The following is a 22,528-nucleotide window of genomic DNA, read 5'->3' as shown; positions in this document are numbered from 1 at the left end:
GTTGGCAGATAAATGAAAAATAAATCCAATGTGCCCCGCCCCAGGAAACCTTCGACGTTTGATCGATACGTTGCCGAACGATCTGCGCATATCGAAAAGATCATCGAGCACACGTTACGTGTAGTCGATGCTAAGAATTACAGTAATCTTACAGATTACTGTAAGGCACTGGCGGCCATCATTTCCGAGATTCGTGCTGCGAAAGCAGGAGACCCCTCCACACCGTTTTACAACAAGGTCGTGCGCCCTTTCAGCTATGTCACACTGCTTCGTAATGAGGGCTATAGGCGTCTTGTCAGCGCAATGTTTGAGCACAGCCGAGGGACTCTTGAACAGCCTGAGGCCGTTTCCGAGAGCGCCATGCTCAAAATAGCCAGCCTCAATGCTCAGCTCAATCTCCTAAAAGACAGGCTTAGTGGCACCAAGACAGGGACAGGTTCCAATGCGCTGGCCGATGCTGGGGCGCATGAAAATATTGCCAAGCTCCGGGAATATCTGGCTATCACCCTTCAGGTCTACACCAAGTTGCGTGGAGACTTTAAAGACATAACTAAGGTTGTCACCACACCCACTGAAAAATACACGATCACGGGTTTATATAGCTCCTACGGACTTGTCACAGAAATTGAAACGCTACAGAAGATTGATGAGGGTCGAAAATTTCTGGAATACTTATCAAAGTCTGTGGCGCCGGTCGATTGACCAATAAGCAATTGACCTCCAACAACGCGGATTGCTAGGTCTTTCATGACGTCGAGCTCAACATGCCACCCTTCTCACGAATGCCTCACCTACTCACCTCCAAAAGGCTATATGAACGAGCATCCACCCCGCCAACCCTCTCGCCCCTGGCCCCGATCGCATGGACAGGAACCCGGGGATGAAGACTCTCAATGCTCGCAGCCAGGCGATTTTGAGGTCGAAGATGTAGAGCTGATATGGTGGACGCTCGCCTCGCGAATGAGCAAAAAGGAGATTAGGGCCTGGGCGAAAAGCATCGTGAGCGGGAGCCTTGCTCGATTCGACGGATTTTTATTTGTACCGCTGAGCGATAGCAGCGGACGAGGTCGCTATCCTCGCGGAGTGGTGAAGGTACTCAGGCAGGTATTGAGACCGCTACGACTCATGCCCGGTTTTTCTGGTGAGGGCGCGCAATACATCGAACAACAGGTCTGGCACCTTTTGACCTTGGCGGCCCTGCGACGCTGCCCTCCAGACTGGCTTCCTGAGTATCTATGGGAAAGCAAACTGGGAGGCGAACTCGGCTTGTAAGCGTGCCGTTTGGGGAGACGATGACATTCACTAATGGCATGAACGTCATTGCTCCAAGAATGATGCTGAATCAGTAACGTCGATCGAAAGATGAGCTGAACCCGTACCCGCCCACAACAAGAGCAATCAATATCGGCCACAACGTGTACCACTCTGCCCACCATGCGAGTCCAGCAAATTCACTGCCATGGAGAACAGGAATCTTCTCACCCCACTCCTTGATCGCTGGCCAGAAACCTCGAAAGATCATTCCAAGCGCAATTGGCCAAGTAAGCTCCAGAGGTATAACTCCAAAACCAGCGCTGAAATGGATCACTAATAAAAATACGGCAGCAGCAACCGTCCAACCGAAAATTGCTGACCCGGCGTCAAAGGACACATGCAATGCCTCTGAAAACTGCCAGACTTCATAAGTAATAAAGGCCGCAGCAGCAAAAATAATTACCAGCCCGATTGAAATTCCGTCATTTCTACTGCGCATTGATCACCGGTTTTTTGAATTTATCGAAGCTCGGGAATGTAACTCAGCAAATTCCCCAAGAGCATCGCTCAAGACTCTACGCAATTTGCTCCTGCCAGGCTCAACGGCACCGTTCCGTAATCATCCCCTTCGTCTTAAAATTATCGGCTCCAATTTCGTACGGCATCGCCCGAACCTATCGAATAATATAGGCTTCCGAGGCTACGGAGTTGTACAGGCGATAGCCAGCGTGAGCCGTATGGAATGAACGTACCTGAAGAAAAATCAGCCTAGAGCGCGAAGCATAGCCTCCGCCGTATCACGGCATGAAATTACTGGGCTTTTGCTCCGATCGCATGAGCAGGTTGAGAATGGCTACTAGAGAAAATGGGGCTTTTGCAGTCGAGTGGCTTTTGGTGCTGTCAAGAGAGGAGGATCTTTTTTTCAACCCGCGATCCGGAGAAAAAAACCTCATGCAAGTCGTGGAGCGCTTCATGCCGGGTTCAACCCTGGACAGCATCCATGCAGTGGAAGATCGACCTGAGACGTTTCGCTACGATTTCGCTTTCAAAACAGCTCAAAGAGATATTTTCTTTAATGTTTACGTAAATTCCATCGAAACCTGGCTAGACGTCTCAGAGAGCAATCCCGGTCTCGGTGGATCTTCAATCTATGCAGCTGTTGCGACCTTTGCCAACAATAATGGTCTCACGTTCGTCGGAGATCCCGACGGGCTGTCTGACTTGGCGCTTCGTCGACGCCTTGACAACATGTTATGCTCTGCAATCAAGTACGGGAGTACAGATCATCTCGCTCCCCATCCTGACCAGATCACTGGTTGTGAACGCTTAGGAGTACCTCCACTCAGATGGGTGAGAGGGCAGACGCTGGACAACATCCAGCACATGATAGAGACTGTAATAGCATCCCTTGTAAGCGTTGTGCCGGAGATAACCCATGCCTACTATGACTTCCACGCAAAAACCTTCTGCGATTCTGAAGGAAGACAGCTATTGGAACCAGTTTTTGGAAGCTGGAGTCATTACCTTGCAGGAGGCGGAAAGGCGAGCGCGGGGATCACTACGTTTAAGAGATGCATACTGCTCCGATCCTTGGTACGCCAAGAAAGCAGCGCGCGACCCCTCCTTTTGGAGCAGGTTCTATGCGACTCGCGTCAATTCGTAGACCATGGTGATCTGTTCGGTATTTTTTACTGACTCGCTATAGCTATTTTTTGAAAGAGAAGGCTCCGGAAGGAGCCTTTTTTATTCCAGGCGCGATTGGGAGGAACGGAACTTGCTTGACGCATCGAGGGGAGTCCCATGCCTGCCGCTAAACGTCTCGCAGAGCAGATAGCCCTGGAGCTGAAAGACTTTTTCGATCTTGGACGTACGGATCCTTCTTCCATCCGCAAAGCGGCCCCGTGCGTCTGTAAAAACAATGCCTATCAAACACGGCGGTTGGAATTCGGTGCAGCACAGGTACCCAGTGACGTTGACGCCAAAATCAATATTTTGGGCATCCAGAATGCTTCTCGGGATAGCCATTTCTACTTCCCTTTACCTTCGATTTTTTGATACACAAACGCCCCTGGACGACATCAATGAACCCTGTCGAACCTGTCTAAAGCAACATTTTCAAAAAGCCAGTGAGCAACGACGTATACGCCCCCATCGACCGTGGTGACGACCTCGAAACCTTCGCGTTGGTATCGGTTATACGTCGGACTGCTTCAAGCGCGCCACACTGATCAGCGCATGGGAATTACGCAGTAACGAATTGGATATGTCCTCAACCAGTCCGCCGATGCCCTCCAGCTCAATTGCACGCCCCATGCGTAAATCACTGAACATCTCGACAACGGCTGCCTTGGAGCGAGAACACAGTTTCAGCGCCTGTGATATTTCCTCCTGCATTGATACTTGAGGCGTAAGCCTCCAGCCCAGCCACCTGTAATCTGATCCTGCGTTCTGAGATGTTGTGGTTTTCAAGGGACACTCTGATGAAATCACTTCAGTCACGCCGTGTTTTCTGGGCAAAACACATTGAACAGTGGCAGGTCAGCGGCCTCACTCAAGTCGCTTACTGCCAGCTACATAGCCTTAAAACCAAAGCGTTTGGCTATCGCGTAAGAATCCACGAGCGAGCCAGCGATACCCTGACCTTAGTTCCCGTCAAAGTCAGTAAACCCATTGGCACGACTGAAGTACTGCTGCGCCATGCCAACGGTTGGCAGTTGGTTTTGTCGCCTTCGGTCGAACCCGCTTGGCTGGCGCGATTGCTGCGAGAGATGGTGTGATGGTGTTGCCTGATCAAGTCTGGCTGGTGCTCGATCCCATGGACATGCGTCTGGGTATAGATGGCCTTTCATCACGCCTTCAACAAACGCTGGGGCGCTCGCCATGTGACGGCACGGCCTATGCGTTTCGCAACCGCCGAGGCACTCGGCTCAAGCTTTTACAATGGGATGGCACTGGCGTCTGGCTGAGCCAGCGGCGCTTGCATCAAGGGTCTTTCGTTTGGCCGAGCAAGGGTGACAAAACCTTCACGCTGACCCAGGCCCAGTGGCAATGGCTGATCACAGGAGTGGACTGGCAGCGCCTGGAAGCGCGTCCGATCCACCAGTGGCAGGTGTAAAAAAAAACGCGTTAGAACCGCTCGATCTCAGGCATGACGGGGGTGTTTCCAGTAAAATCCGCCCATGCCTTTTTCTGACAAACTCACCGCCCTGAACCTCGATCCCGCACTGCGGGAACAGCTCGTCGCCGAGCTTTTGCCGCTCCAGGCAGAAGCGAAGAGGTTGCGCGCCAAAGTTGAGCTTGACGCTCTGAAAATCCAGGCGCTGACCTTCGAACTCGCTCAATACAAGCGCATCCGTTTCGGCGTCAAGAACGAAGCCCTGTCGCCCGAGCAGCGCGATCTGTTTCACGAAACCATGGACGCCGACTGCGCCGCCATCGAGGCTGAAGTCGAGGTGCAAGTGCCTGAACTGCGGGTTCAGCGTCCGCGAGCCGGGCGTCAGGCGCTGCCGGAACATCTGCCGCGCATCGAACATCATCACGAACCCGAAGTCTGCGTGTGCGGCCAGTGTGGTGGTGCCTTGGTGAAAATCGGTGAGGACATCACCGAGCAGCTCGATGTCGAACCCGCGAAGTTCTTCGTCCACCGCCATATTCGCAGCAAGTACGCCTGCCGTCCTTGCGAAAGGATTGTCTCCGCCGACGTTGCACCGGCTGTCATCGACGGTGGTATGGCAGCCCCCGGTTTGATTGCCTGGATCTTGATCAGCAAGTATCTCGATCATTTGCCGCTGTATCGGCTTGAACAGATTGCCAGTCGTGACGGCGTCATTCTGGCGCGTTCGACCTTATCGGAGTGGATTGGCCGCTATGGTTTTGCCCTGCAACCGCTGGCGGATCGACTGGCCGAACTGTTGCGCCAGCGTTTGATTCTGCATGCCGACGAAACACCGGTGCAGCAGCTTGATCCGGGCAAGGGGAAAACCAAACGGGCCTATCTGTGGGCCTACCGCAGCAACGACCTGGATGAAGGGCCGGGCCTCGCCGTGTTCGACTATCAAACCGGGCGCAGCGGTGCGCATGCGCGCGCGTTTCTGGATGGCTGGAAAGGTCATCTGGTGGTCGACGACTATGCCGGTTACAAGGCGTTGTTTGGCTTGGGGGTTACCGAAGTCGGCTGCATGGCCCACGCACGGCGCAAGTTCTTCGAACTGCATGCGGCCAATCAGAGCCCAGTGGCCGCTGAGGCACTGCGAAGGATCGCCGAGCTTTACGAGATCGAAGGGCGCGGCAGCAAACTCGACACAGAACAGCGGCAACAACTGCGCGCTCAAGAAGCAGACCCCAAGTTGCAATCGCTGCACGACTGGTTGCAATCGACTCGTCAAGGCGTGGCCAATGGTGGCAGCCTGGCCAAAGCCATGGATTACAGCCTCAAGCGCTGGCCAGCGCTGTCGCGCTACGCGCTGAGCGGTGACTTGCCCATTGATAATAATCCCGTCGAGAACGTCATTCGGCCGATCGCTGTCGGTAAGAAGAATTGGTTGTTTACCGGGTCAGAGCGCGCGGGTCGGCGGGCGGCGGCGATCCAGAGTTTGCTGGCGACAGCCAAATTGAACGGTATCGAGCCGAGTGCGTGGTTGAAAGATACGTTGGAGAAGTTGCCGACCTGGCCGAATAGCCGGCTGGATGAGCTGCTGCCTTTGAGAACAGCCACCGCGTAAAGGTGGCTGGGCTGGAGGCTTACCTTGAGGCCGCGTAAGGCCCTCTATTAACAGCGCCTTCGCAGAGGCTTGAGCCGTGTGCAGGGAAACTCGCATGCACGGTTCTTAGGGGGTTGGATGCGGGTGACCGCGTCTGACTACCCGACAACCAGATCCGGCCGTGGGCCCTTGGGCGTTCGAATTTGTTGTTTGCCGGATCGCTACGCATCAGAAAACGGGCGGCTGCGATCATGAGTTTGATCCAGTCGGCGCGACTTAATGGACATGATCCATATGCCTACCTGAAGAATGTTCTCACGCGACTGCCGACGCAGCGGGCGAATGAAATTACCGAGCTGCTGCCGCATAAATGGGCGTCCGTTTATCCAAGCTGATGCAGGGGGCGCCTAGCTAGCGTAGCGAACTTCCTGATTGGCCAAATCCTAAGATTTACTGCTGCGTTGGCCTGCTGCGGTCTGTGTCGTAGCGGCCATGATTCAGGTCGTAATTGGACGCACCCAAATCTTACCGGTCAGTATAGTCAACTCCGTCCCTTATGCCGGAGTGCCTTAAATTGGACAATACCCGTGAGCGCTTGATTGACTCAGCGCTGAAGCTGTTTCTGTCACAAGGTATATACATTACTGGTGTGATGGCCATCGCCGCGATGGCGGGTGTTACCAAAATGACGCTATACAGCCATTTCCCCTCCAAGGATGCGCTGATAGTCGCTTGCCTTGAGGAGCGTGACCGACGCTGGCGTGAAGAGGTAGCGCGCACTTTGGCAGGGCATCCTGACCCGGTCAGTGGCATGCTCGCGTTTTTCGATTTGTATCAACGCTTTCTTTTGCAAGATAGCGGGCGCGGGTGCTTATTCGTCAACAGCGCGGCTGAATTTCCCCAGTTTAGCCACCCTGTGCATTTGGCAGTGAGCAGGCATAAGCAAGGGATACGCGAAAATCTTACTGCATTGGCCATGAGCGCCGGTATAAGCGACCCTGACGTAGTTGCTGAGGGGCTGTTTATCTTGCTGGAGGGCAGTTTTGTCAGCGGCGCCATGGGCCAGGACGTGCGGGTATTCGACACTGCCCGGCACGTAGCTCATTGCTGGATCCGGAAGCAGGGCCAGCAGGAGCAGAGCGTATGACCCTAGGCTTATTAGCGGCCATTGCCGCCACTTTTTCCTGGTCGCTGCTCTACATCTTTCCTGGGCTGGTCGGCGATTACAGCCTTTTTGATCTGGCTGTGGTGAGCTATGCCTTTGCCGGTTTAGGTAGCCTGCTAGTGCTGTTTGTTTACCGTAGCGAAGTGCGGAAATTGCGACTGAGTGACTGGGCCTGCGCCGCACTGCTGGGCTTCTTGGGATACATCGGTTACTTCTTTCTGATTACCACTGCGGTCTTGGCTGCTGGGCCGGTGATCCCTCCGGTGATGATGGGGTCAGTACCGATCGTGCTCGCGATTACCGGCAACATGCGAAGCTCCAGCGTGCCCTGGCGCGCCATTGCCGGGCCACTGCTGATGGCGGCATTGGGCATAAGTTTGGTCAACCTGAGCGTGTTTGATTTTAGCAGCGCAACGGTGGTGCTCCCGACCGGTTCGATACTGCTTGGGCTGCTCGCATCGTTAATGGCAATTGGATTTTGGACTGGTTTTGGATTGTTAAATGAAAGTGCTTTGGCTCAACGCCCAAGCATATCTCCCATGTTGTGGTCAGCCATGCTGATCTTCATGTGCAGCGTCGAAATGCTGGCCTTCATCCCAGTTGGGCTGTACTTGAAACTGTCCCACTTCGCTAGCCATCCAAGCGGGTTAGCAGGCACTCAGGCGCTAATAATCTGTGGGTTAATTCAGGGGTTAGGGGCCACCCTTGCAGGTGCCTGGGCATGGTCAATCGCGACTCGGCGCCTACCTCTGGCTCTAAGCGGGCAATTGATCGCCAGCGAAACCATTTATGCAACTACGATGGGCCTGCTCATCAACCAACGCTGGCCCTCTCCTATGGAGGCGCTTGGGACAGGGTTGCTATTTGTAGGGGTGGTGTGGGCAATTCACGCCTTTTATCGCAGGCAAACACGCTTCGAGACGCATGGTGGGATAACTGACCCTAGCCAAAACTAATGCGACTGTGCCGGTATGGGCATTTCAGGTGTCCGCTTTGGATTGATTTGGAATCATTGCCCTAAGTGTTGGGGTCGGGAACGTGTGTTGGGCGGACGGTTACGTAGCGAAGAGTGAAGAGATGTCTGGACTTTTTATGTGTAGTGGCTATCTGATATCACGCTTCAAGGGGTTGATGTTGTATGGGTGAGCTAAGAACGCGGGCGCTGGCCTCGTGGGGTAGGATCCTTGAGCACCCAGCAACTTGGATGAACGCTGAGCAGCAGTACCACGAGCTGTTAAAGGTTGCAGACAAGATGGAAATAGAGGGGCTTATCAGCGATGGCGAGTGGCGCCAGTTAGTGCGAAAGGCTGGATCTCGTTTTATAAGTATTACAGGCCCGGCCGCGCCACATAGCGTACGCAGAGACTGATAAATAATATGAGTCTCGACGGGCCTAGGAGAGTGATAATGTTGTTGACGTCGACGCCGAATTGACCCAAGTGCTGAAGCAAGACTAACCCACCTCCAAATCTACACACATTCAGCAACGGCAATGGTTCGCGAAGAACAGACTGGGCCAGTGACATCTCGGCAACTGGAGCAATCTGCGTCGGCGCCAACACCACCGCGCTCATCGTCGCTCTCGGTGATGCCCGTCAGTTTGCCAATGGCCGACATTTTGCCGCCTCGCTGGGACTGACACCGAGGCAACACAACTCTGGTGGTAAGGATCGACTGCTCGGTATCAGCAAGACAGTCTATGTAAATTTTTCGCTTCATCGACGGGCTCACTTTCGGTGACCCGAAAATGTCATCCATCCATTTAAACTTTCCGCTTCATCAGGCATCTTCTCTTTGATACTGCCGACAAGGATTTGCATCCTCAGATAGCTGACCTCAGCCAAGGACAAGTGATGACCTTTCTTATATTTCTACTAGCATGTGGTGCTGCGGCGAGCACAGGCATTCTTTTCAAACCTGGCCAGTGGTATGAATCTCTCGCTAAACCGAGCTTCACGCCACCCAAATGGCTGTTTCCCGTCGCCTGGTCGATTATCTATCTGTTGCTCGCTTGGGCCGGATACCGGTTAACTTTGATACCTGGAAGTCAGGTGGTGCTGGCTTTATGGGCGGCGCAGATTGCGCTTAATACGCTGTGGACACCGGTGTTCTTCGGCGCGCACCAAATCTTCGCCAGCATGTTGATCCTGACATTACTCTGGCTTGTGGCCGCTGCAATGGTGGTGATGGCAATGCAGCTTGACGTGATCACTGGCTTGATTCTATTTCCTTACCTTGCGTGGCTTTGTTTAGCTGCGGCATTGAATTTTTCCATCTTGCGCAATAACCGCTGATGATGAATTCCGATAGGCTACTTCAAACCCACGTATGGAGAGAAACCTATGACAAGAAAGGAGCTGGTCGAAATCTACCAGGGCTATATCGACTGCCTGAACCATCAGGACTGGAGACGTCTCAGGCAGTTCGTCCGCGCTGACGTTACCTACAACGCAAGTGCAGTAGGCATCGACGGTTACCCTACAAGTGCAACGGCAAATACCCTTCTGTCTCGCACGCTGGTGTAAACCCGTTTTGACTGCTCGCAGTGTGTTGGGTAAAGCGCCTAGGCCTGACCTGTTGTTGGCCGTCTGCGGCAGCGCTCGTCAGGATGTAATTTTGAGTTCTCCTCTAACACCATCCATGCGGGCCAAAAAATCATGGCTCAGCAATAATTATCGCTGGGCCTTAATTTGGAATAATTCAGACTATCCCTCTTCATCGTCGGCGGCGCTCTGCCGATGGCGAAGGTCGCCTCACTTGCAGTAAACCGTCCAAAGCTGATCAACCCGCGTCGTAAAACTCTGACTCATCATCTCCCGCCGCATACCCCAGTCCGGATCCACAGGCACGCTCGCCAAGCGCATCGTCCCCCTACCCCACCTCCCATTTATTGCGTCCAACACGCCCATCACTTTCTCGGTCGCTTCGGGCTGGGAGATCGAAAAAAGGTCATCCGTGTATTCGCCTTTTTGGCAAAGGTTAAGCAGGAGCACCTCGGCCTTACTGTATTTGAAACCGGGCCTGAAAACTCGGTCTACCGCTTCCACCGCTGCCTTTGTCATCAAACGAACGTCGTCAGTCGGAAATGTCCTGCGGACATTTCGAACGGGGTGTTCTTCAAATAATCACCAAACCATTAGGCCATGCCCAGCATCTGGAGATCAGAGCGATCTACCGCTTATCCTTGGCACCACGACCTCCCAAGTATCGACTTTCATGCCTGCCCGGTATTCTTCTCCATTATCTTCCGTGTATCGCACGAGAATCCCGGCCACCTGGCATTGCTCAATGTCGATACCTGGCGTGAACGCCTTGGAGGTACGGCCCACCTCCCTGCCCTGTCCGTCCAGGATCAGGAAACGTTCATGATCGGGTTTCAGGAACAGAGGATCGTTTGGCCTCAAATCGGCAATCGCGGCATGGATACCGGAATCAGGATGTTCGCGGCCGGCATAACTCAGGTCTATCTCTTTGAGCGAGAGCTGCTTGTAACCCTTATCAAGTCGAGCATCGTGTTCACCTACAAAATTGCTTTTCAAGACGGCCCCCGAAACCTGACGGCTGAAGGGGTTGCCAGAGGAAAATTCGCAGAGGGTCAATGTTTCTTCAGCCCGGGTCATTCCGACGTAATACAGCCGACGTTCATCGTTAATTTTTTGCGGGCTGTCCAACCAACCGCTGTCGAGGAGACCCACATGGCGGAACTCCAGGCCCTTAGCCGAATGGACGGTGCCGAGATAAAGCCCTTTTCGGGGTTGATGACGAAGCTCCCGGGCATACTCGTAGAGCCAGTCAACGACGGCACGTCCAGATAGCTGACAATCCCCAACCTCCACGGTGAGGTGCATGAACGCTGTATCAAAGAAAATAGCCCAATGCTCATCCATCAAATGAGGCGTTAGCATGTGCAGAGCACTGCTGGGGGTTAGCGGTAATTCACAGATACGCAGGGCATTCACAACCCTGACGAACCCTCGCTGACGCATAACTTGCAATCCCGTCTCCTTGTCAGCGGCCAGAAAATAAGGGACGTCGTTTAGCTCGCACCACGCTCGCAGAGGCTTGAGGTAGGCATGGTTTCTTGCGAGCACCGCACAGTTATTCCATCCAGGCTCATCTTCCAGATTAATCAGGCGCCGCATCTCTTGCGCGACCGCTTGGGCCTGGAGATTACCCATCTTCCGATCACTGCTTGGAAATTGTATCCGAAGCACTCGTCCCTGACGCTGAGGGTCTCGAACCTCCCAATGACCGCCAGTTGGTAACTCGACTCGTGCCTTGTCGATTCGGATGGGGTGCTCGAGTTTAAGTCGGTCGGGGTTAACGCCTATCACGCTGTTTGAGGCATTGATGATGTTCAAGCTGGAACGATAGTTCTCGACCAGATAGCTAATTCGAGCGCCATATTCCTCACAAAATTTTTCGATATAGCGATCATTGGTGTCGCGAAAATCGTAGATATTCTGGTCGTCATCTCCGACTGCGAGAATGCAGAGCTGCCCGTCTTCCTCTGCATTGCGACCAGACAACGCACTGACAAGGCGATACTGCATCTCGTCGATGTCCTGGTACTCGTCGACCATGATGTAGCGGTAACCTCGCAGCAGTTGTTCGCACAGGTCATCATCACCATCACCCTTCCCGCCCTCTTCCAACAACCTCACGGCACTCTCGATTACTAGCTTGAGCTTTTCCTCATCGACGACTTCTCCGCGTTCGAATCGAGTCCCAGTCAGCCGCATGGACATCCCGTGATAGGTCATGACACTGACGCCATAGGCATCCGCGCCAACCAAAGTGAGCAGGCGTCGTCGGATTTCGGTGGCTGCGTGGCGATTGAAGGCCAGAGCGATGATGCTACTGGCCGGTACGCGCCTTACACGCAACAGGTAGGCGATCCTGTGAACGATGACCCGCGTCTTGCCAGAACCAGGCCCCGCGAGCACCAGGCGGTTTTGATCGTCATTGTCGGCCACCACTAGCCTTTGGCTGGCGCTTAGCGCATGCACGATAGACTTCCAGGAGTCTTCGCTCGTTGCGAGTTTCAGGACATCTTCGCGCCCCGGGAAGTGGGTCTGGATGAAGTCCCTCTTGGATTGGCTAAAATAGTCGAACACTAGGCGCAAGGCATGTGCCATTTCCTTGAGGCCATGCTCGGCGTACTCACGCATGACGTGAACCTGAATACATTTTTCGCGATAGTGTTCGTCGAGCCGTAAATAATCATCCTTGAGGTAACTACCTTTCTTCTCCGCATTGACCTCAATCGTCATTGCACGCCGCATCACAGTCATCCCGTGGTTCAGAATGATCACTTCCTGCTGATGCAAATAGAGCAGTACATGCTCCACAGCCTTGCGGCGCTGTGGCGTTGGTATCAATTGAGAAAGCTCGAGATCCCCTTCAATTACCCCGACAAGCTGGCCGAAAGTTGTCTCAATCAGCAGATCCTTGCTCCGAGCCCCAGGCGCAAGTCTGTCGATTAGAAAATCCATGATTTTGCTAGCGATAACACGGCGTTTCTTACCGAAAGCCTCTATTTTTGCCCACGTATAGCCGCCGCTGATGTGAATCTTCAGGTAGTCACGATTTATCGGTTGAAGCTCAAAACTGCTTCGCTGCTGGCTTTCGCCATCACGATCTTGGGCGAGGCTGCGCAGGAGCTTGAGCACATGCAACGGCAGTAAGTCCTTCTGCCCTGTTGCAATTCGCAGACCCGTGGTCAGTGGCGTGAGATTGAGGTCTTGCCAGCCTCCTTGCTCCGCGTCGGGTGCCAGCTCCGGCAATAGTTCGAACAGGGCCTTCTCGAGGCTTAACGTTTGACCAAGGCGCTGCATGGAAGACCCAGCGATACCGTGTCTTACGTAGAGAGTCAGCTGTGAGTCGTTGATAAGAAGACCCATCTGCTCCATCTGTTTCAGGATGCCCGCGACTTCCTCATGAGACTGAGCGGTCAGTGCGATCAGTTGGTCGGTGTTGATACGCTCATCAGCGCCAGCCTCATAAATGAAGGTGAGGATGGCTTTAAACTCGGCCAGGCGACGATCAGGCAAATTGGCCTTCACTAGACGTTGCTCGGCTTCCTGCGCAGTAAGACCTGGCCGCGCAGGAAAAATGCGGGTCTGGTTTTCTTCACGCTTGAGATATTCACTTCGCTCCAGCCAGGCGACAGCCGTTGTCACCTTGGTTTCGGCGTCCCGGTCTTCAGCGGCAAAGCTCGTCTCCACCGAAGCGTCCATCAGGATTTCGCCAGCAGTGATGACAAGCTCGCCACCCTTGCGTTTACTACTCTCGAACCGCAGTTTGCGCAGGATTTGCTGGATATCTCGCAGACTCAGCTTCGAGCGCTCGCTCAATCCAAACTGGGTTTCGATGTCCTGCGGATCGTAGAGCAACACGCACTGGGCATCGTCCTGATCTCGACCCGCCCGACCAGCCTCTTGGAGGTAATTTTCCAAAGACCCAGGTATGTCTGCGTGCACGACCAATCGAATGTCGGACTTGTCCACGCCCATACCGAAGGCATTCGTAGCCACAATGACCCTGAGCTTGCCGCTCTTGACGTCGTCTTGGATATCCGCTTTCTCATTTGGCGCAAGACCCGCATGGAAATGTTTACAAGGCCAACTCTGCCCTACGAGGAACTCCGAGAGTTCCTCGGCGCTCTTACGGCTTGAGACAAAGATGACCGCGCCGCCTTCCCGACTGCCTAGGTTGTCATCAAGAAGATGATGCACCCTGGGCCACTTTTCCGCGCGAGTGCATGGCAATACCGAAAAACTCAGGTTATTACGCTCGTGGGAGCCAAGGAACTCCTGAAACGTAATGCCTAGTCCGTCCTTGAAGTGGGCTCGTATGTCAGCCAGAACATCCGGCTTCGCTGTGGCAGTGAAACAACCAATGGGAGCGTACGGCTGACCACTGTGATATTCCCTAATGAATCGTGAGGCATAGAGGTAGTCCGGGCGGAAGTCGTTACCCCATTTTGACAGGCAGTGCGCCTCATCGAAAATCCACGCACCGATCTGCCGCTGCTTGATTGCGCTGCGAAACGCCTTGTTCCGGAACTGCTCAGGGGAGACCAAAAGTATCCCGACGTCCCCCATCTGAATTTTCTCAAGGACATTTGCTCGCTCGGGCATAGTGAGCATCCCGTTGAGGCTAGCAGCGCACTGGACGTTTCGCTCCAGCAAACCGTCCACTTGGTCTTTCATCAGTGACTGCAACGGCGAGACAATCACTGTCAGGCTACCATTTCGGTGGTAACGATTAAGCGCCGGCAACTGGTAACAAAGTGATTTCCCCCCGCCTGTAGCGAGAATCGCGAGGACGTTTTCACCGCGCATACCGGCCAGTACAACCTCGTATTGCAAGCTCTCCCCGTCCTTCTCGTACCGGAAATCAGGGAAACCAAAATAGCGCTTCAACTCACTACGAGGATTATGGGTCGTATTGCAGTACTGACAGTCCGAATTGCCGCATGGCACATCGCGCAACTCAGCAATCAACTGAGTCACTGCCGGAAATTGATACCGCACCCAGGGGGCAAGAACCGAATTGCCGCCGGACACGCGCAGCCAAGCCAATGCATACGCCACCGGCCAGTGCATCTCGCTGTCAGACAAATCATGATCGAGCAGTTTCGTCAGGCGGGTACGGCAGACCTTCAGGTCTCGCTCATACATCGGATCCGACTCACGCAGCAGATCCTGGATAGCGATTGACAGCTCGTTTCGCGCAAGCGGCGGTAGTTGGGTTGCATCAAAAAATACGGCTTCCAGATCACTGCCTGAAGGCGCGACCAGGCTCTGATAGCATCGCAGTTCCTTAGGATCTGCCGTCCACAATTGAGCAAAGGCGGCTTTCTGATCCTGAAACAAAGTCAAGGTGGAGTGACAGTCCGCCAAAGGTGAATTCAGACTCTCCCTGATGAGTTTATAGTCCTTGATCAACCGATGGTACGGATTGCGCGGGAAGGCGAGCGGAGATAATCGCAGAGTGTCGATCACACCCAAGTCGTGCAATGCGAGCCCTGGTGCATTCGTCTTTAGCAAAGGGAGGTCATGATCGATAACGTTATGCCCCAGCACCCAAGTGGCGCCTTCTGAGAGCTGATCCAGCTGGGCCAAAGCATCGACTAGGTTGCGAGAGGTGTTGAGTTCCAACGTCTCTCCGGTGTCAGGCCTCAAGGCACCTAGCTTGATAATTCGGGCAGCCTGATTGTCTGTCGGGGGAACTGCCTCCAGATCAAAGATAAGGGCTTTCAGTGGAGGCGATGAATCCATGCGATGAATAGTCCTTGGAGGATCTGGCGCAATTACTAGCAGGCCAATCGAAGACAAGTAAACGCGCTAAAAAGCGGGCAATACGCAATCCAATGTTCAAGATGCTTATCGAAGCCCGTTGTTGGCAGGGAGATTGTCGGCGCAAGAAGGTCTTTGGATCCATAAGTTTCATAGCTATTGCGGTAGTAAATAGGTCTTAGCCCTTCATTTTGCCGAAATACTCCTCGAATTCAGTTTTCACGAACACATCTCTGGATCGTGCGACGCACTGAGTCGGATCAATTTCCCCGAAATTCGTAAGAATAACCGCGTCAGCATGTGACTCACGATTCACGTACCGATAAAGCGCACGAAATTCTGAATTCTCGTCGAAAAGTTCCCTGCACCTCCGGCACCCATGGCGACACCCTCCACCGTTGCGACGCCTGGTTTTGTTTACGTGATCCGCTCAGACCACGGGTTCAAGATCGGCAAAACCGTAAACATGAAAAACCGCACTCGCCTTTTTGAAGCCAAACTGCTCTTCCCCATCAGTATCGCGCATTACGCCTGGTTCGATGACTACAGCCACGCTGAGCGAAGCTTTCACTCGACGTATCACGCCAAGCTGTTGGCGCCGATGCCGAATTGACCCACTAGCCGAGATGTCACTGACCCAATCTGACTCCTTGCGAACCATTGCCTGTGCTGGAGTTGTAGCGATTGGAGGTGGGGGCGGTCTGGCGTTGGCACGTGGATCACGTTCGGCATCGGCGCCAACACACCGCCGTCATTGAGATGCCGCAGTAGCCCGCTGGATGTGCTGACCTATCTCCAGCGCCAAGAAGACTACGACAATATGGCGTGAGTCAATTTCGTAGTGGGCTTTAAATCCCACTGGCATCGAATCGAAGTCGCCTAGGTTAGACGAATTAATGTAGTTAATACCGCTCGAAGGAGTAGTACACGCCGCCCTCAAATGGGCGAGGATGGCCGCGCAATTTGATCGACGTGCATACGTGATGTGAAAGAAGAATCGGCATGTGTCGTACCCCAACAGTTTGTTGAAATGGGAGGTCAGGTTACCCTTATTGACGAAATCGGTGACGACTGTTTCGATTACCGCCAACGTCGCAGTACCGTTGCTCACTACGATGTCTCGCTCACCCACGCCGCCCGAACCAGAGTACCCGCCACGAGGCTGGTCTTCCACCACCCACTTTTGAAGTAGCAAGCGAGAACGTAAAATTTGCTTCAAGACGGCTGAAATATCGTCCTCAAAACGCACTAGACCGAGCCCCCTCATCATGGGAGCTAAGGCAACGAGGCTTGCACACGCTCCGCGAATCTCATCAAGTAAGTAAAGGTCAAGTTGGCCACGAGATTGAAGAACTTCGGCTTGCTCAACGTGACCTAGCCGAGTGAATGCCTCAAACGCTTGGCGAATTCCCGGTACTGGGTCATCATCCAACGCAAGGTTTGGAGCGGTTGCGTAGGGTCGATGAGTGTCTATGTTCTCTCTAACTGCGCACAGGAACACGGTGCGACCAAAGGTGTTTTCAGCTTGGGTGATGACAGAAAGGGCCTCTCTCTTGCTACCCAGTCGAGCCAGCGCGAGTGCCCTGAAGCCTTCAATGTTCTCGTCGAAGTTTGTTTCTCTCAACTCCAGCAGAACTTGAAGACACTCCCCGGGTCGATTGACTGCCAAGAGCATCATTACTCGGTTCATCTCTAGCGCCTTCAGATCAGACGCTGAGTGCTGAATGAGAGGTCGCGTCACTCGCACTGATTCAGAAAGATACAGCCGGGCTTCGCTGAGCGCTTCTCCAGACAGTAACTGAAAGGCATCGCTGTTCAGGAGGCGGTTAACCCTGCAGGCAAAGAGGTTTGTGTGGTACGCGGGGACGCCCCGGTTACGTTGCGTTAGCCCTAAAAATATCGCCTCAGACGTTTGCAAATTACCTTCTGGATTCTTAAGCCCTGCCAGACCTTGGTAAAACAGCAACACGTCGTTTGCCTCTTGCCTCAGACTGTCAGACATCCCTTCAGGAAAATTGTACGAAGCTATTTCGAGCCAGCGCTCTCGCAAAAACATGAGCCGAAGATCTGTCCTCATTGACGATATTTGTCGGCCCGGTACTGGCCCCCAGGTCACAGCGCTACGCTCGACAACTATAAATGTTTCAGCAATGTCAGGCAGTCCTGCATTCAGCAGTGCTTCTACTCGGCCTTGTAACTCTCGCAAGCTCCAAACATCGGACGAAGTGGTAGGTGTCAGAGTTTGAAGGTGCGCCCTGATTTGCTCATTCAGTGCTGCTGGAGTGTTAGCAATAATGCCAGCTAGAACGGCTGGTTCCTCTACTTGGCAGAGCTGGGTGACGACGCGTTGTAAGGCTCCTCCCTGAAGCTTTCCGAGTGCGGCCGCCAGGTCTAGAGCAATGGGACTATCATCGGCACCCCACGTATATCCATACTCTTGCCGAAGAACAAATGCATCGACTCTGTTTCGCTCCGGCCGATCCATTGCCCCTGCGTGTATGGCATTACCCAGAGCCCCCACGAGTTCATTTGGTATTTCGTTCGGCCACTCTGCTATCGCCCGGGATATGACTCTAATATGCAACCTGATACGACCTATCAGCAGGTCGTGGTATGCATACTGTTCCTGTTCAGACGTAGGAGCCATCTGGAGCCATGTGGGCAAATCGATAGCGCCTAGGAACCGACTGCGAAGGGTTTCGTCGCACCTAAAGGCGAGAGCGACCAACGACCGTGCACTCTTAGGTTCCAATTTTCGCAGGCCCAGGCGCTCACCCTTTGGCATCACTACGTCTAGATAAAGTGATACCACTTCGGAGGGGGAAATTCGATCTGCACAGCCGCCGTCAGAAGCCAAGTCGAGCGCAGCACAGAATGCGGTCATTGGATCTAGGCCTGCTGTAGAAAAAATAATTAAGTCGGCCACAACTGCGTCTTGAACGCCGTTATCTGCTGCAGTTATTTCTTCTCGAAGCAATGACAACATCGTGTCTCGATGGGTCGATTGTCGAGGGGCAAATGCCAGTTCATAGACGTACAGGTATAGCGCCGCCACCTCATTTGAGCGCAAACAACCTGCGTCAAGATGACCACCCAGAAGCGCCAGCGCATCTTCGAAAGCCAGTAGCTCGGTTGTGCGATTGGCGTGCACCTGGAAATCCCTGTTCCAACCACCATCATTAAATTCCCAGCTTGCAATGAGGCTGCAAGCTAGCGTGCACGTTGACGGAGCCATTAGCATGTCGGCAAGCAAGGCCGGTGCTCGCTGAGCCGTCATCGCTAGTTGTCGGAGCAAGACCGGACGGTCGACGACAAAATCCATCAGGCGCAACGACAGCCCTAATGGGTCAAACATTGCGCCCTGAAGTTCATTGAGAAGCACGGTGAGCAGACTTGCACCCCTGGTGCCCAGATATTCATGAAACGTTTTTTCTGGAGCTCCTCGCTCCATCCACTGAATACGGTTGATCGTCGTTGCCGGAATGGCAGGAACAATGTTGTCCAGAACCCGTCCTTGATGCTGGAAGAGAAGAGCTGTTGGCGCTCCAGCCGCGCGTCTGAACTCATCCCATCCAGGTATCGTCGAGGGCACCGTTAGCACTTCCATCGCTGCGTCTACAAACTCCTCAAATGACGCAGGTTCAAGATGGCTGCTCATCGCAAACTGTGGCCAATTCAAGAACTGCCATCTGTCTATCCACTGGCTTATACGTTGATCAACGCTCAGACCGTTCTTCACCCCAGAGCTGGCGTCCCAGAGTCTTGCGGCTATCCAATCTCGCGAGACGGATGCAATCGCACCAAGCTGATACCGTTCTGCAACGACGTCCTCGGCGATATCGCGAAGAACGCCGCTCGGGTTGAACCCACTCTTTAGCCGAAAGACATTTCGATCGCGCTCTTCAATCAGTAATCTGAAGGCGGTTCCCACAGTTTGCGGATTGTGGAGAACAGCCATCACGATGTCTCTCGGCACCGTGAATCGCCCCCATGAAACTAGAATCCAACCGTGCTCAACGAGTTCGTTGAACGATGGTGATGGAGAAAGGGCGTCAAGGCTTGGTGATGCAGCAATGATTTGAACAGAGATCACCGGCTCGGCCGGTACTTCGTTCGCACCAACAGCCTCAAGGGAGTCAGGTACTGCGGGGCTCAACTCCTCCTCTTCAGGATCATCAACAGGCGCTACAAGCTCCGGTTGAAGTAAGAGTGCTGATGCCGCAGGAATGGCCTGTAATTGAGACGCTTGCTCGTACAAGCTTTGGCCTCGAGAGAGCTCATCGCCGGGGAAAAACTCAAGATTCAAATAAAGGTCTACCACCTCCATGTCCGATACTGGAGGCCGTGCTGCCTGGTGTCGGACGTTGGCAGATGCTGGGTTTGTTGGCAAAAATCGTGACAATCGCTCACGCAGCATTCGGCGAGTCTCACCAGGGGCTCGCGTACTCTCGATTCGCCTCATTGCACGTCTTTCCTTAGGGGGCTCAGGCTCGACAATCTAACCGAATGATGAAGTAGACGACACGCCGGCCTGAATACTTCCTAAATTACGTCCTTGTGCATAAGGCTGACCCTTATCCGGTCGAGGAAATCGAAAGGTAACCCATGGCGAACGGGGTAAGCGTATGTGACCCTCTGTTCGCATCTGTCATGCGGTGGCACGTGTGATGATTTGGCGGCTCATGAACGAGGTGCTGGGCGAAATTTCCTCGCTGGATCCCTATTGGCGCGTATGTGTCCCAGCCAATACTGGTTTCACCCGCATGTATTCCATCAGGTGGGTAAATCAGCTATCGAGGGAAAAACCATGAGCTCCAAAAGCGACAACGACAACCACTCCAACCAGCTCAACGAGAATAATGACGCGTACTGGCGTATGCGTCCGGCCAACACATCTTCCTGACCCCAGAGCCAAAGGCGATGGTGTCCACCTAAATTGATCTGACCCCGAAAAGTTGGATGCCTTCTATGCCCGCCGTGCTTGAGTCCTGTATTCAACAGGGCTCAGACCGCTTAGCTTCAGCCTGATTCGCGAATGATTGTAGTAGTGTATGTAGTCGCCCAGCCCTGTTTCAAGCTCATCGAGATTGTTAAATTTGTTCAGGTAAAAGAACTCGGATTTCAACGTGCCAAAAAAACTTTCCATAGCCGCATTGTCATAGCAATTTCCTTTGCAGGACATGCTTGGCTTTACTGCATGCTCGTTCAGCATGCGACGGTAGACGGGCATTCGATATTGCCATCCCTGGTCGGAGTGCAAGATCGGTTTATCGCGCGGCCGCAGTCGCTTAAACGCTTGCCGTAGCATCGCACCGACCATGTCGAACAGCGGGCGCCTAGCGGTCTTGAAGGCGATGATTTCGCCGTTGTAGAGGTCAAGGATCGGTGAGAGGTAAAGCTTCTGCCCGCCGACTCGAAACTCCGTCACATCGGTTACCCATTTCTGGTTCGGTCGTTTGGCATCGAACTTCCGTTTCAGCAGGTTCGGCGCTACCTGGCCCTCTTCGCCTCTGTAGGCGCGGTATTTCTTGAGGCGCACACGGCTTTTCAACTGAAGTTCGGCCATGAGGCGCTGAACAGTTTTGTGGTTCACGAGATGACCACATCGCCGAACGGCTGCGGTGATACGGCGATAGCCATAACGGCCCTTATGCTCCTCGAAAATTGAGCAAATTCTGCTCTTCAGAACCGCGTATTTATCAGCGGCTTGCTGCACCTTTTGTTGATAGTAAAACGTGCTGCGGGCCAGGCCGGCCACTTTAAGAAGGCCTTCCAGAGGATGCTGTTGCCTCAGTTCAATCACGATTTGCGCTTTTTCCGCTGCGCTAATCGTTCCTTCACTTGAACCAAGGCATCGAGCTTTTTTAAATAAGCAATCTCCATCCGCAACTGGTTCAATTCGACCAGCAAATCATCACGCGTACGAGCTTCGTCGTCCGAAGATTCAGGCTGAATGGACGGGATGGGTTTTTTCATACTTTTGTGAAGTCCGCTTCCTGGCTGCCGGGACAAGGCATCCAAACCGCCTTCATCATACCGACGTTCCCATTGGCCAATAATGTCGAATCTCCGGATATCAAACAGTGCGGCGGCCTGGCGATACGACAGTTTTTCCTCGCGCATGCGTTGCAAAACACTCAACTTGAACTCAGGGCTGTAATGGACTTTCTTCTTGCCTTTGATGCCCGCGATGCCCAGCGCCTGATAAGCCGAAACCCATTGGCGAAGGGATGAAAAATTTACGCCATGGCGGCGTGCTACATCCCTTAACCCTCCAGTACCGGAGCAATAGTCCTGTGCTGCCGCTAGCTTCGCCTGCTCTGTGTATTTTTTCATGCCCCCCCCCGATGGTGATGTCCAACTTTTCGGGGTCAGATCAATTTAAGTGGGCACCAGCTCTAGCCTTTTAAGCGGGTATTTCATGCAGCCACAATGCCGTTCCTACTCCAAATCCTTCAAAGCCCAAGTCATTCAAGAGTGCGCCCAGCCCGGAGCCTCGATTGCCAGCGTCGCACTGAGCCACGGCATCAACGCAAACCTCGTCCATAAGTGGATTCGACTGCAATCGCAGACAAGTGTTGCCAAGCAACCAGCCTTCATTCCGCTGGCTCTACAATCGCCCGTCTCTCGCTCAGATATCAATCCAGCCACTATTTGCCTCGAAATCCCACACCCGCGTGGCACCGTCAAAGTGAGCTGGCCAACCGAAAACGCAGCGGCCTGTGCAACTTTTCTTCGAGATCTGTTGCGATGATCCGCATCGATTCAATCTGGCTCGCCACCGAACCCATGGACATGCGTGCCGGCACCGAAACTGCTCTGGCACGAGTGGTGGCAGTGTTCGGTGCGGCGCAGCCGCACTGTGCTTATTTGTTTGCCAATCGCCGCGCCAATCGCATGAAAGTGCTGGTGCATGACGGGTTGGGTATCTGGCTGGCGGCCCGCCGTCTGCACCAGGGCAAGTTCGTCTGGCCGGGTTCTCGACACGGTACTCAGGTGGAGTTGGGTGCGGAACAGTTGCAAGCTTTAGTGCTGGGTTTGCCTTGGCAAAGAGTCGGGCCAAGTGGCGCAATTTCCATCCTATAACGCCCGCCATAGCCAGTCGG

The 22,528-nt window shown here is 53.6% G+C and carries 17 protein-coding genes and 3 pseudogenes; 15 read left to right on the top strand and 5 right to left on the bottom strand.

The features are described 5' to 3' along the window. The first annotated feature begins 12 nt into the window (after positions 1 to 12). Complete coding sequence (locus tag RHM55_RS23285) at positions 13 to 702, top strand: hypothetical protein (RefSeq protein WP_322178519.1); 690 nt, start codon at positions 13 to 15, stop codon at positions 700 to 702. A 640-nt stretch (positions 703 to 1,342) separates the two neighbouring features. Here RHM55_RS23285 and RHM55_RS23280 read toward each other — a convergent pair. Then, a complete protein-coding gene (locus RHM55_RS23280; RefSeq protein WP_322178518.1) occupies positions 1,343 to 1,753 on the bottom strand; it encodes a hypothetical protein in 411 nt (136 codons plus the stop codon). A gap of 350 nt (positions 1,754 to 2,103) precedes the next feature. Between RHM55_RS23280 and RHM55_RS23275 the strand changes: the two genes are divergently transcribed. The 11 genes and pseudogenes from RHM55_RS23275 to RHM55_RS23225 all read left to right on the top strand — a co-directional run bounded on the left by RHM55_RS23275 (position 2,104) and on the right by RHM55_RS23225 (position 9,644). After that, the gene (locus RHM55_RS23275) at positions 2,104 to 2,949 is read left to right on the top strand and encodes a hypothetical protein (protein ID WP_322178517.1); all 846 of its coding nucleotides are present in this window, start codon (positions 2,104 to 2,106) and stop codon (positions 2,947 to 2,949) included. A gap of 105 nt (positions 2,950 to 3,054) precedes the next feature. Then, positions 3,055 to 3,309, top strand: coding sequence for a hypothetical protein (locus tag RHM55_RS23270; protein ID WP_322178516.1), 255 nt, complete (start codon positions 3,055 to 3,057; stop codon positions 3,307 to 3,309). Between the two features lie 425 nt (positions 3,310 to 3,734). After that, positions 3,735 to 4,031 carry an IS66 family insertion sequence element accessory protein TnpA gene (gene tnpA / locus RHM55_RS23265; protein WP_322178515.1) on the top strand — a complete coding sequence of 99 codons (297 nt, stop codon included), beginning with the start codon at positions 3,735 to 3,737 and terminating at the stop codon, positions 4,029 to 4,031. 2 nt (positions 4,032 to 4,033) lie between these two features. Continuing rightward, the gene (tnpB, locus tag RHM55_RS23260) at positions 4,034 to 4,369 is read left to right on the top strand and encodes an IS66 family insertion sequence element accessory protein TnpB (protein ID WP_322178514.1); all 336 of its coding nucleotides are present in this window, start codon (positions 4,034 to 4,036) and stop codon (positions 4,367 to 4,369) included. A gap of 64 nt (positions 4,370 to 4,433) precedes the next feature. Next, complete coding sequence (tnpC, locus tag RHM55_RS23255) at positions 4,434 to 5,975, top strand: IS66 family transposase (protein WP_322178513.1); 1,542 nt, start codon at positions 4,434 to 4,436, stop codon at positions 5,973 to 5,975. Positions 5,976 to 6,118: 143 nt separating this feature from the next. Continuing rightward, a pseudogene (locus RHM55_RS23250) lies at positions 6,119 to 6,349 on the top strand (transposase domain-containing protein); the annotation flags it as partial. Positions 6,350 to 6,528: 179 nt separating this feature from the next. Further along, positions 6,529 to 7,101, top strand: a complete 573-nt coding sequence (locus RHM55_RS23245; RefSeq protein WP_322178512.1) for a TetR/AcrR family transcriptional regulator — start codon at positions 6,529 to 6,531, stop codon at positions 7,099 to 7,101. Beyond that, positions 7,098 to 8,075: a DMT family transporter gene (locus RHM55_RS23240; RefSeq protein WP_322178511.1), complete on the top strand. Its 978-nt coding sequence runs from the start codon at positions 7,098 to 7,100 to the stop codon at positions 8,073 to 8,075. The genes RHM55_RS23245 and RHM55_RS23240 overlap by 4 nt, the downstream gene beginning before the upstream one ends. 619 nt (positions 8,076 to 8,694) lie before the next feature. Next, positions 8,695 to 8,811 (top strand): annotated as a pseudogene (locus RHM55_RS23235) (transposase); the annotation flags it as partial. Positions 8,812 to 8,972: 161 nt separating this feature from the next. After that, positions 8,973 to 9,413 (top strand): tryptophan-rich sensory protein TspO, encoded by a 441-nt coding sequence (gene tspO / locus RHM55_RS23230; RefSeq protein WP_322178510.1) that lies wholly within the window; start codon positions 8,973 to 8,975, stop codon positions 9,411 to 9,413. Positions 9,414 to 9,461: 48 nt separating this feature from the next. After that, entirely contained in the window at positions 9,462 to 9,644 is a 183-nt protein-coding gene (locus tag RHM55_RS23225; protein ID WP_322178509.1) for a hypothetical protein, read from the top strand. Between the two features lie 228 nt (positions 9,645 to 9,872). Here the strand turns inward: RHM55_RS23225 and RHM55_RS23220 are convergent. Both RHM55_RS23220 and RHM55_RS23215 read right to left on the bottom strand, forming a co-directional pair. Further along, positions 9,873 to 10,205 (bottom strand): annotated as a pseudogene (locus tag RHM55_RS23220) (DUF4113 domain-containing protein); the annotation flags it as partial. A gap of 75 nt (positions 10,206 to 10,280) precedes the next feature. Continuing rightward, the gene (locus tag RHM55_RS23215; protein WP_322178508.1) at positions 10,281 to 15,404 is read right to left on the bottom strand and encodes a RecQ family ATP-dependent DNA helicase; all 5,124 of its coding nucleotides are present in this window, start codon (positions 15,402 to 15,404) and stop codon (positions 10,281 to 10,283) included. A gap of 439 nt (positions 15,405 to 15,843) precedes the next feature. On the opposite strand from RHM55_RS23215, the gene RHM55_RS23210 reads away from it, so the two are divergent. Continuing rightward, positions 15,844 to 16,035, top strand: coding sequence for a hypothetical protein (locus RHM55_RS23210; protein ID WP_322178507.1), 192 nt, complete (start codon positions 15,844 to 15,846; stop codon positions 16,033 to 16,035). Between the two features lie 138 nt (positions 16,036 to 16,173). On the opposite strand, the gene RHM55_RS23205 is transcribed toward RHM55_RS23210, so the two are convergent. Further along, on the bottom strand, positions 16,174 to 19,749 hold the full coding sequence (locus tag RHM55_RS23205) for a hypothetical protein (protein WP_322178506.1): 3,576 nt from the start codon (positions 19,747 to 19,749) through the stop codon (positions 16,174 to 16,176). Between the two features lie 639 nt (positions 19,750 to 20,388). Further along, positions 20,389 to 21,758, bottom strand: a protein-coding gene (locus RHM55_RS23200) for an IS3 family transposase (RefSeq protein ID WP_416151993.1) whose coding sequence is annotated in 2 segments (ribosomal slippage) — positions 20,389 to 21,290 and positions 21,290 to 21,758 — 1,371 coding nt in all. Because the reading frame shifts where the segments join, the coding sequence is not laid out codon by codon here. 85 nt (positions 21,759 to 21,843) lie between these two features. On the opposite strand from RHM55_RS23200, the gene tnpA (RHM55_RS23195) reads away from it, so the two are divergent. After that, entirely contained in the window at positions 21,844 to 22,176 is a 333-nt protein-coding gene (gene tnpA / locus RHM55_RS23195; RefSeq protein WP_322178504.1) for an IS66-like element accessory protein TnpA, read from the top strand. Further along, a complete protein-coding gene (gene tnpB / locus RHM55_RS23190; protein ID WP_236255050.1) occupies positions 22,173 to 22,508 on the top strand; it encodes an IS66 family insertion sequence element accessory protein TnpB in 336 nt (111 codons plus the stop codon). The genes tnpA (RHM55_RS23195) and tnpB (RHM55_RS23190) overlap by 4 nt, the downstream gene beginning before the upstream one ends. Positions 22,509 to 22,528: the final 20 nt, after the last annotated feature.

This window comes from Pseudomonas sp. MH9.2 (assembly GCF_034353875.1).
GTDB lineage: Bacteria > Pseudomonadota > Gammaproteobacteria > Pseudomonadales > Pseudomonadaceae > Aquipseudomonas.
This window is presented reverse-complemented; position numbering and strand designations above follow the sequence as displayed.

What these genes read in the sequence shown, in the direction of transcription:
- RHM55_RS23285 (WP_322178519.1), top strand. Translation starts at nt 13, where the DNA reads ATGAAAAATAAATCCAATGTGCCCCGCCCCAGGAAACCTTCGACGTTT.
- RHM55_RS23280 (WP_322178518.1), bottom strand. Translation starts at nt 1,753, where the DNA reads ATGCGCAGTAGAAATGACGGAATTTCAATCGGGCTGGTAATTATTTTT.
- RHM55_RS23275 (WP_322178517.1), top strand. Translation starts at nt 2,104, where the DNA reads ATGGCTACTAGAGAAAATGGGGCTTTTGCAGTCGAGTGGCTTTTGGTG.
- RHM55_RS23270 (WP_322178516.1), top strand. Translation starts at nt 3,055, where the DNA reads ATGCCTGCCGCTAAACGTCTCGCAGAGCAGATAGCCCTGGAGCTGAAA.
- tnpA (WP_322178515.1), top strand. Translation starts at nt 3,735, where the DNA reads ATGAAATCACTTCAGTCACGCCGTGTTTTCTGGGCAAAACACATTGAA.
- tnpC (WP_322178513.1), top strand. Translation starts at nt 4,434, where the DNA reads ATGCCTTTTTCTGACAAACTCACCGCCCTGAACCTCGATCCCGCACTG.
- RHM55_RS23240 (WP_322178511.1), top strand. Translation starts at nt 7,098, where the DNA reads ATGACCCTAGGCTTATTAGCGGCCATTGCCGCCACTTTTTCCTGGTCG.
- tspO (WP_322178510.1), top strand. Translation starts at nt 8,973, where the DNA reads ATGACCTTTCTTATATTTCTACTAGCATGTGGTGCTGCGGCGAGCACA.
- RHM55_RS23225 (WP_322178509.1), top strand. Translation starts at nt 9,462, where the DNA reads ATGACAAGAAAGGAGCTGGTCGAAATCTACCAGGGCTATATCGACTGC.
- RHM55_RS23215 (WP_322178508.1), bottom strand. Translation starts at nt 15,404, where the DNA reads ATGGATTCATCGCCTCCACTGAAAGCCCTTATCTTTGATCTGGAGGCA.
- RHM55_RS23205 (WP_322178506.1), bottom strand. Translation starts at nt 19,749, where the DNA reads ATGGAGGTGGTAGACCTTTATTTGAATCTTGAGTTTTTCCCCGGCGAT.
- tnpA (WP_322178504.1), top strand. Translation starts at nt 21,844, where the DNA reads ATGCAGCCACAATGCCGTTCCTACTCCAAATCCTTCAAAGCCCAAGTC.
- tnpB (WP_236255050.1), top strand. Translation starts at nt 22,173, where the DNA reads ATGATCCGCATCGATTCAATCTGGCTCGCCACCGAACCCATGGACATG.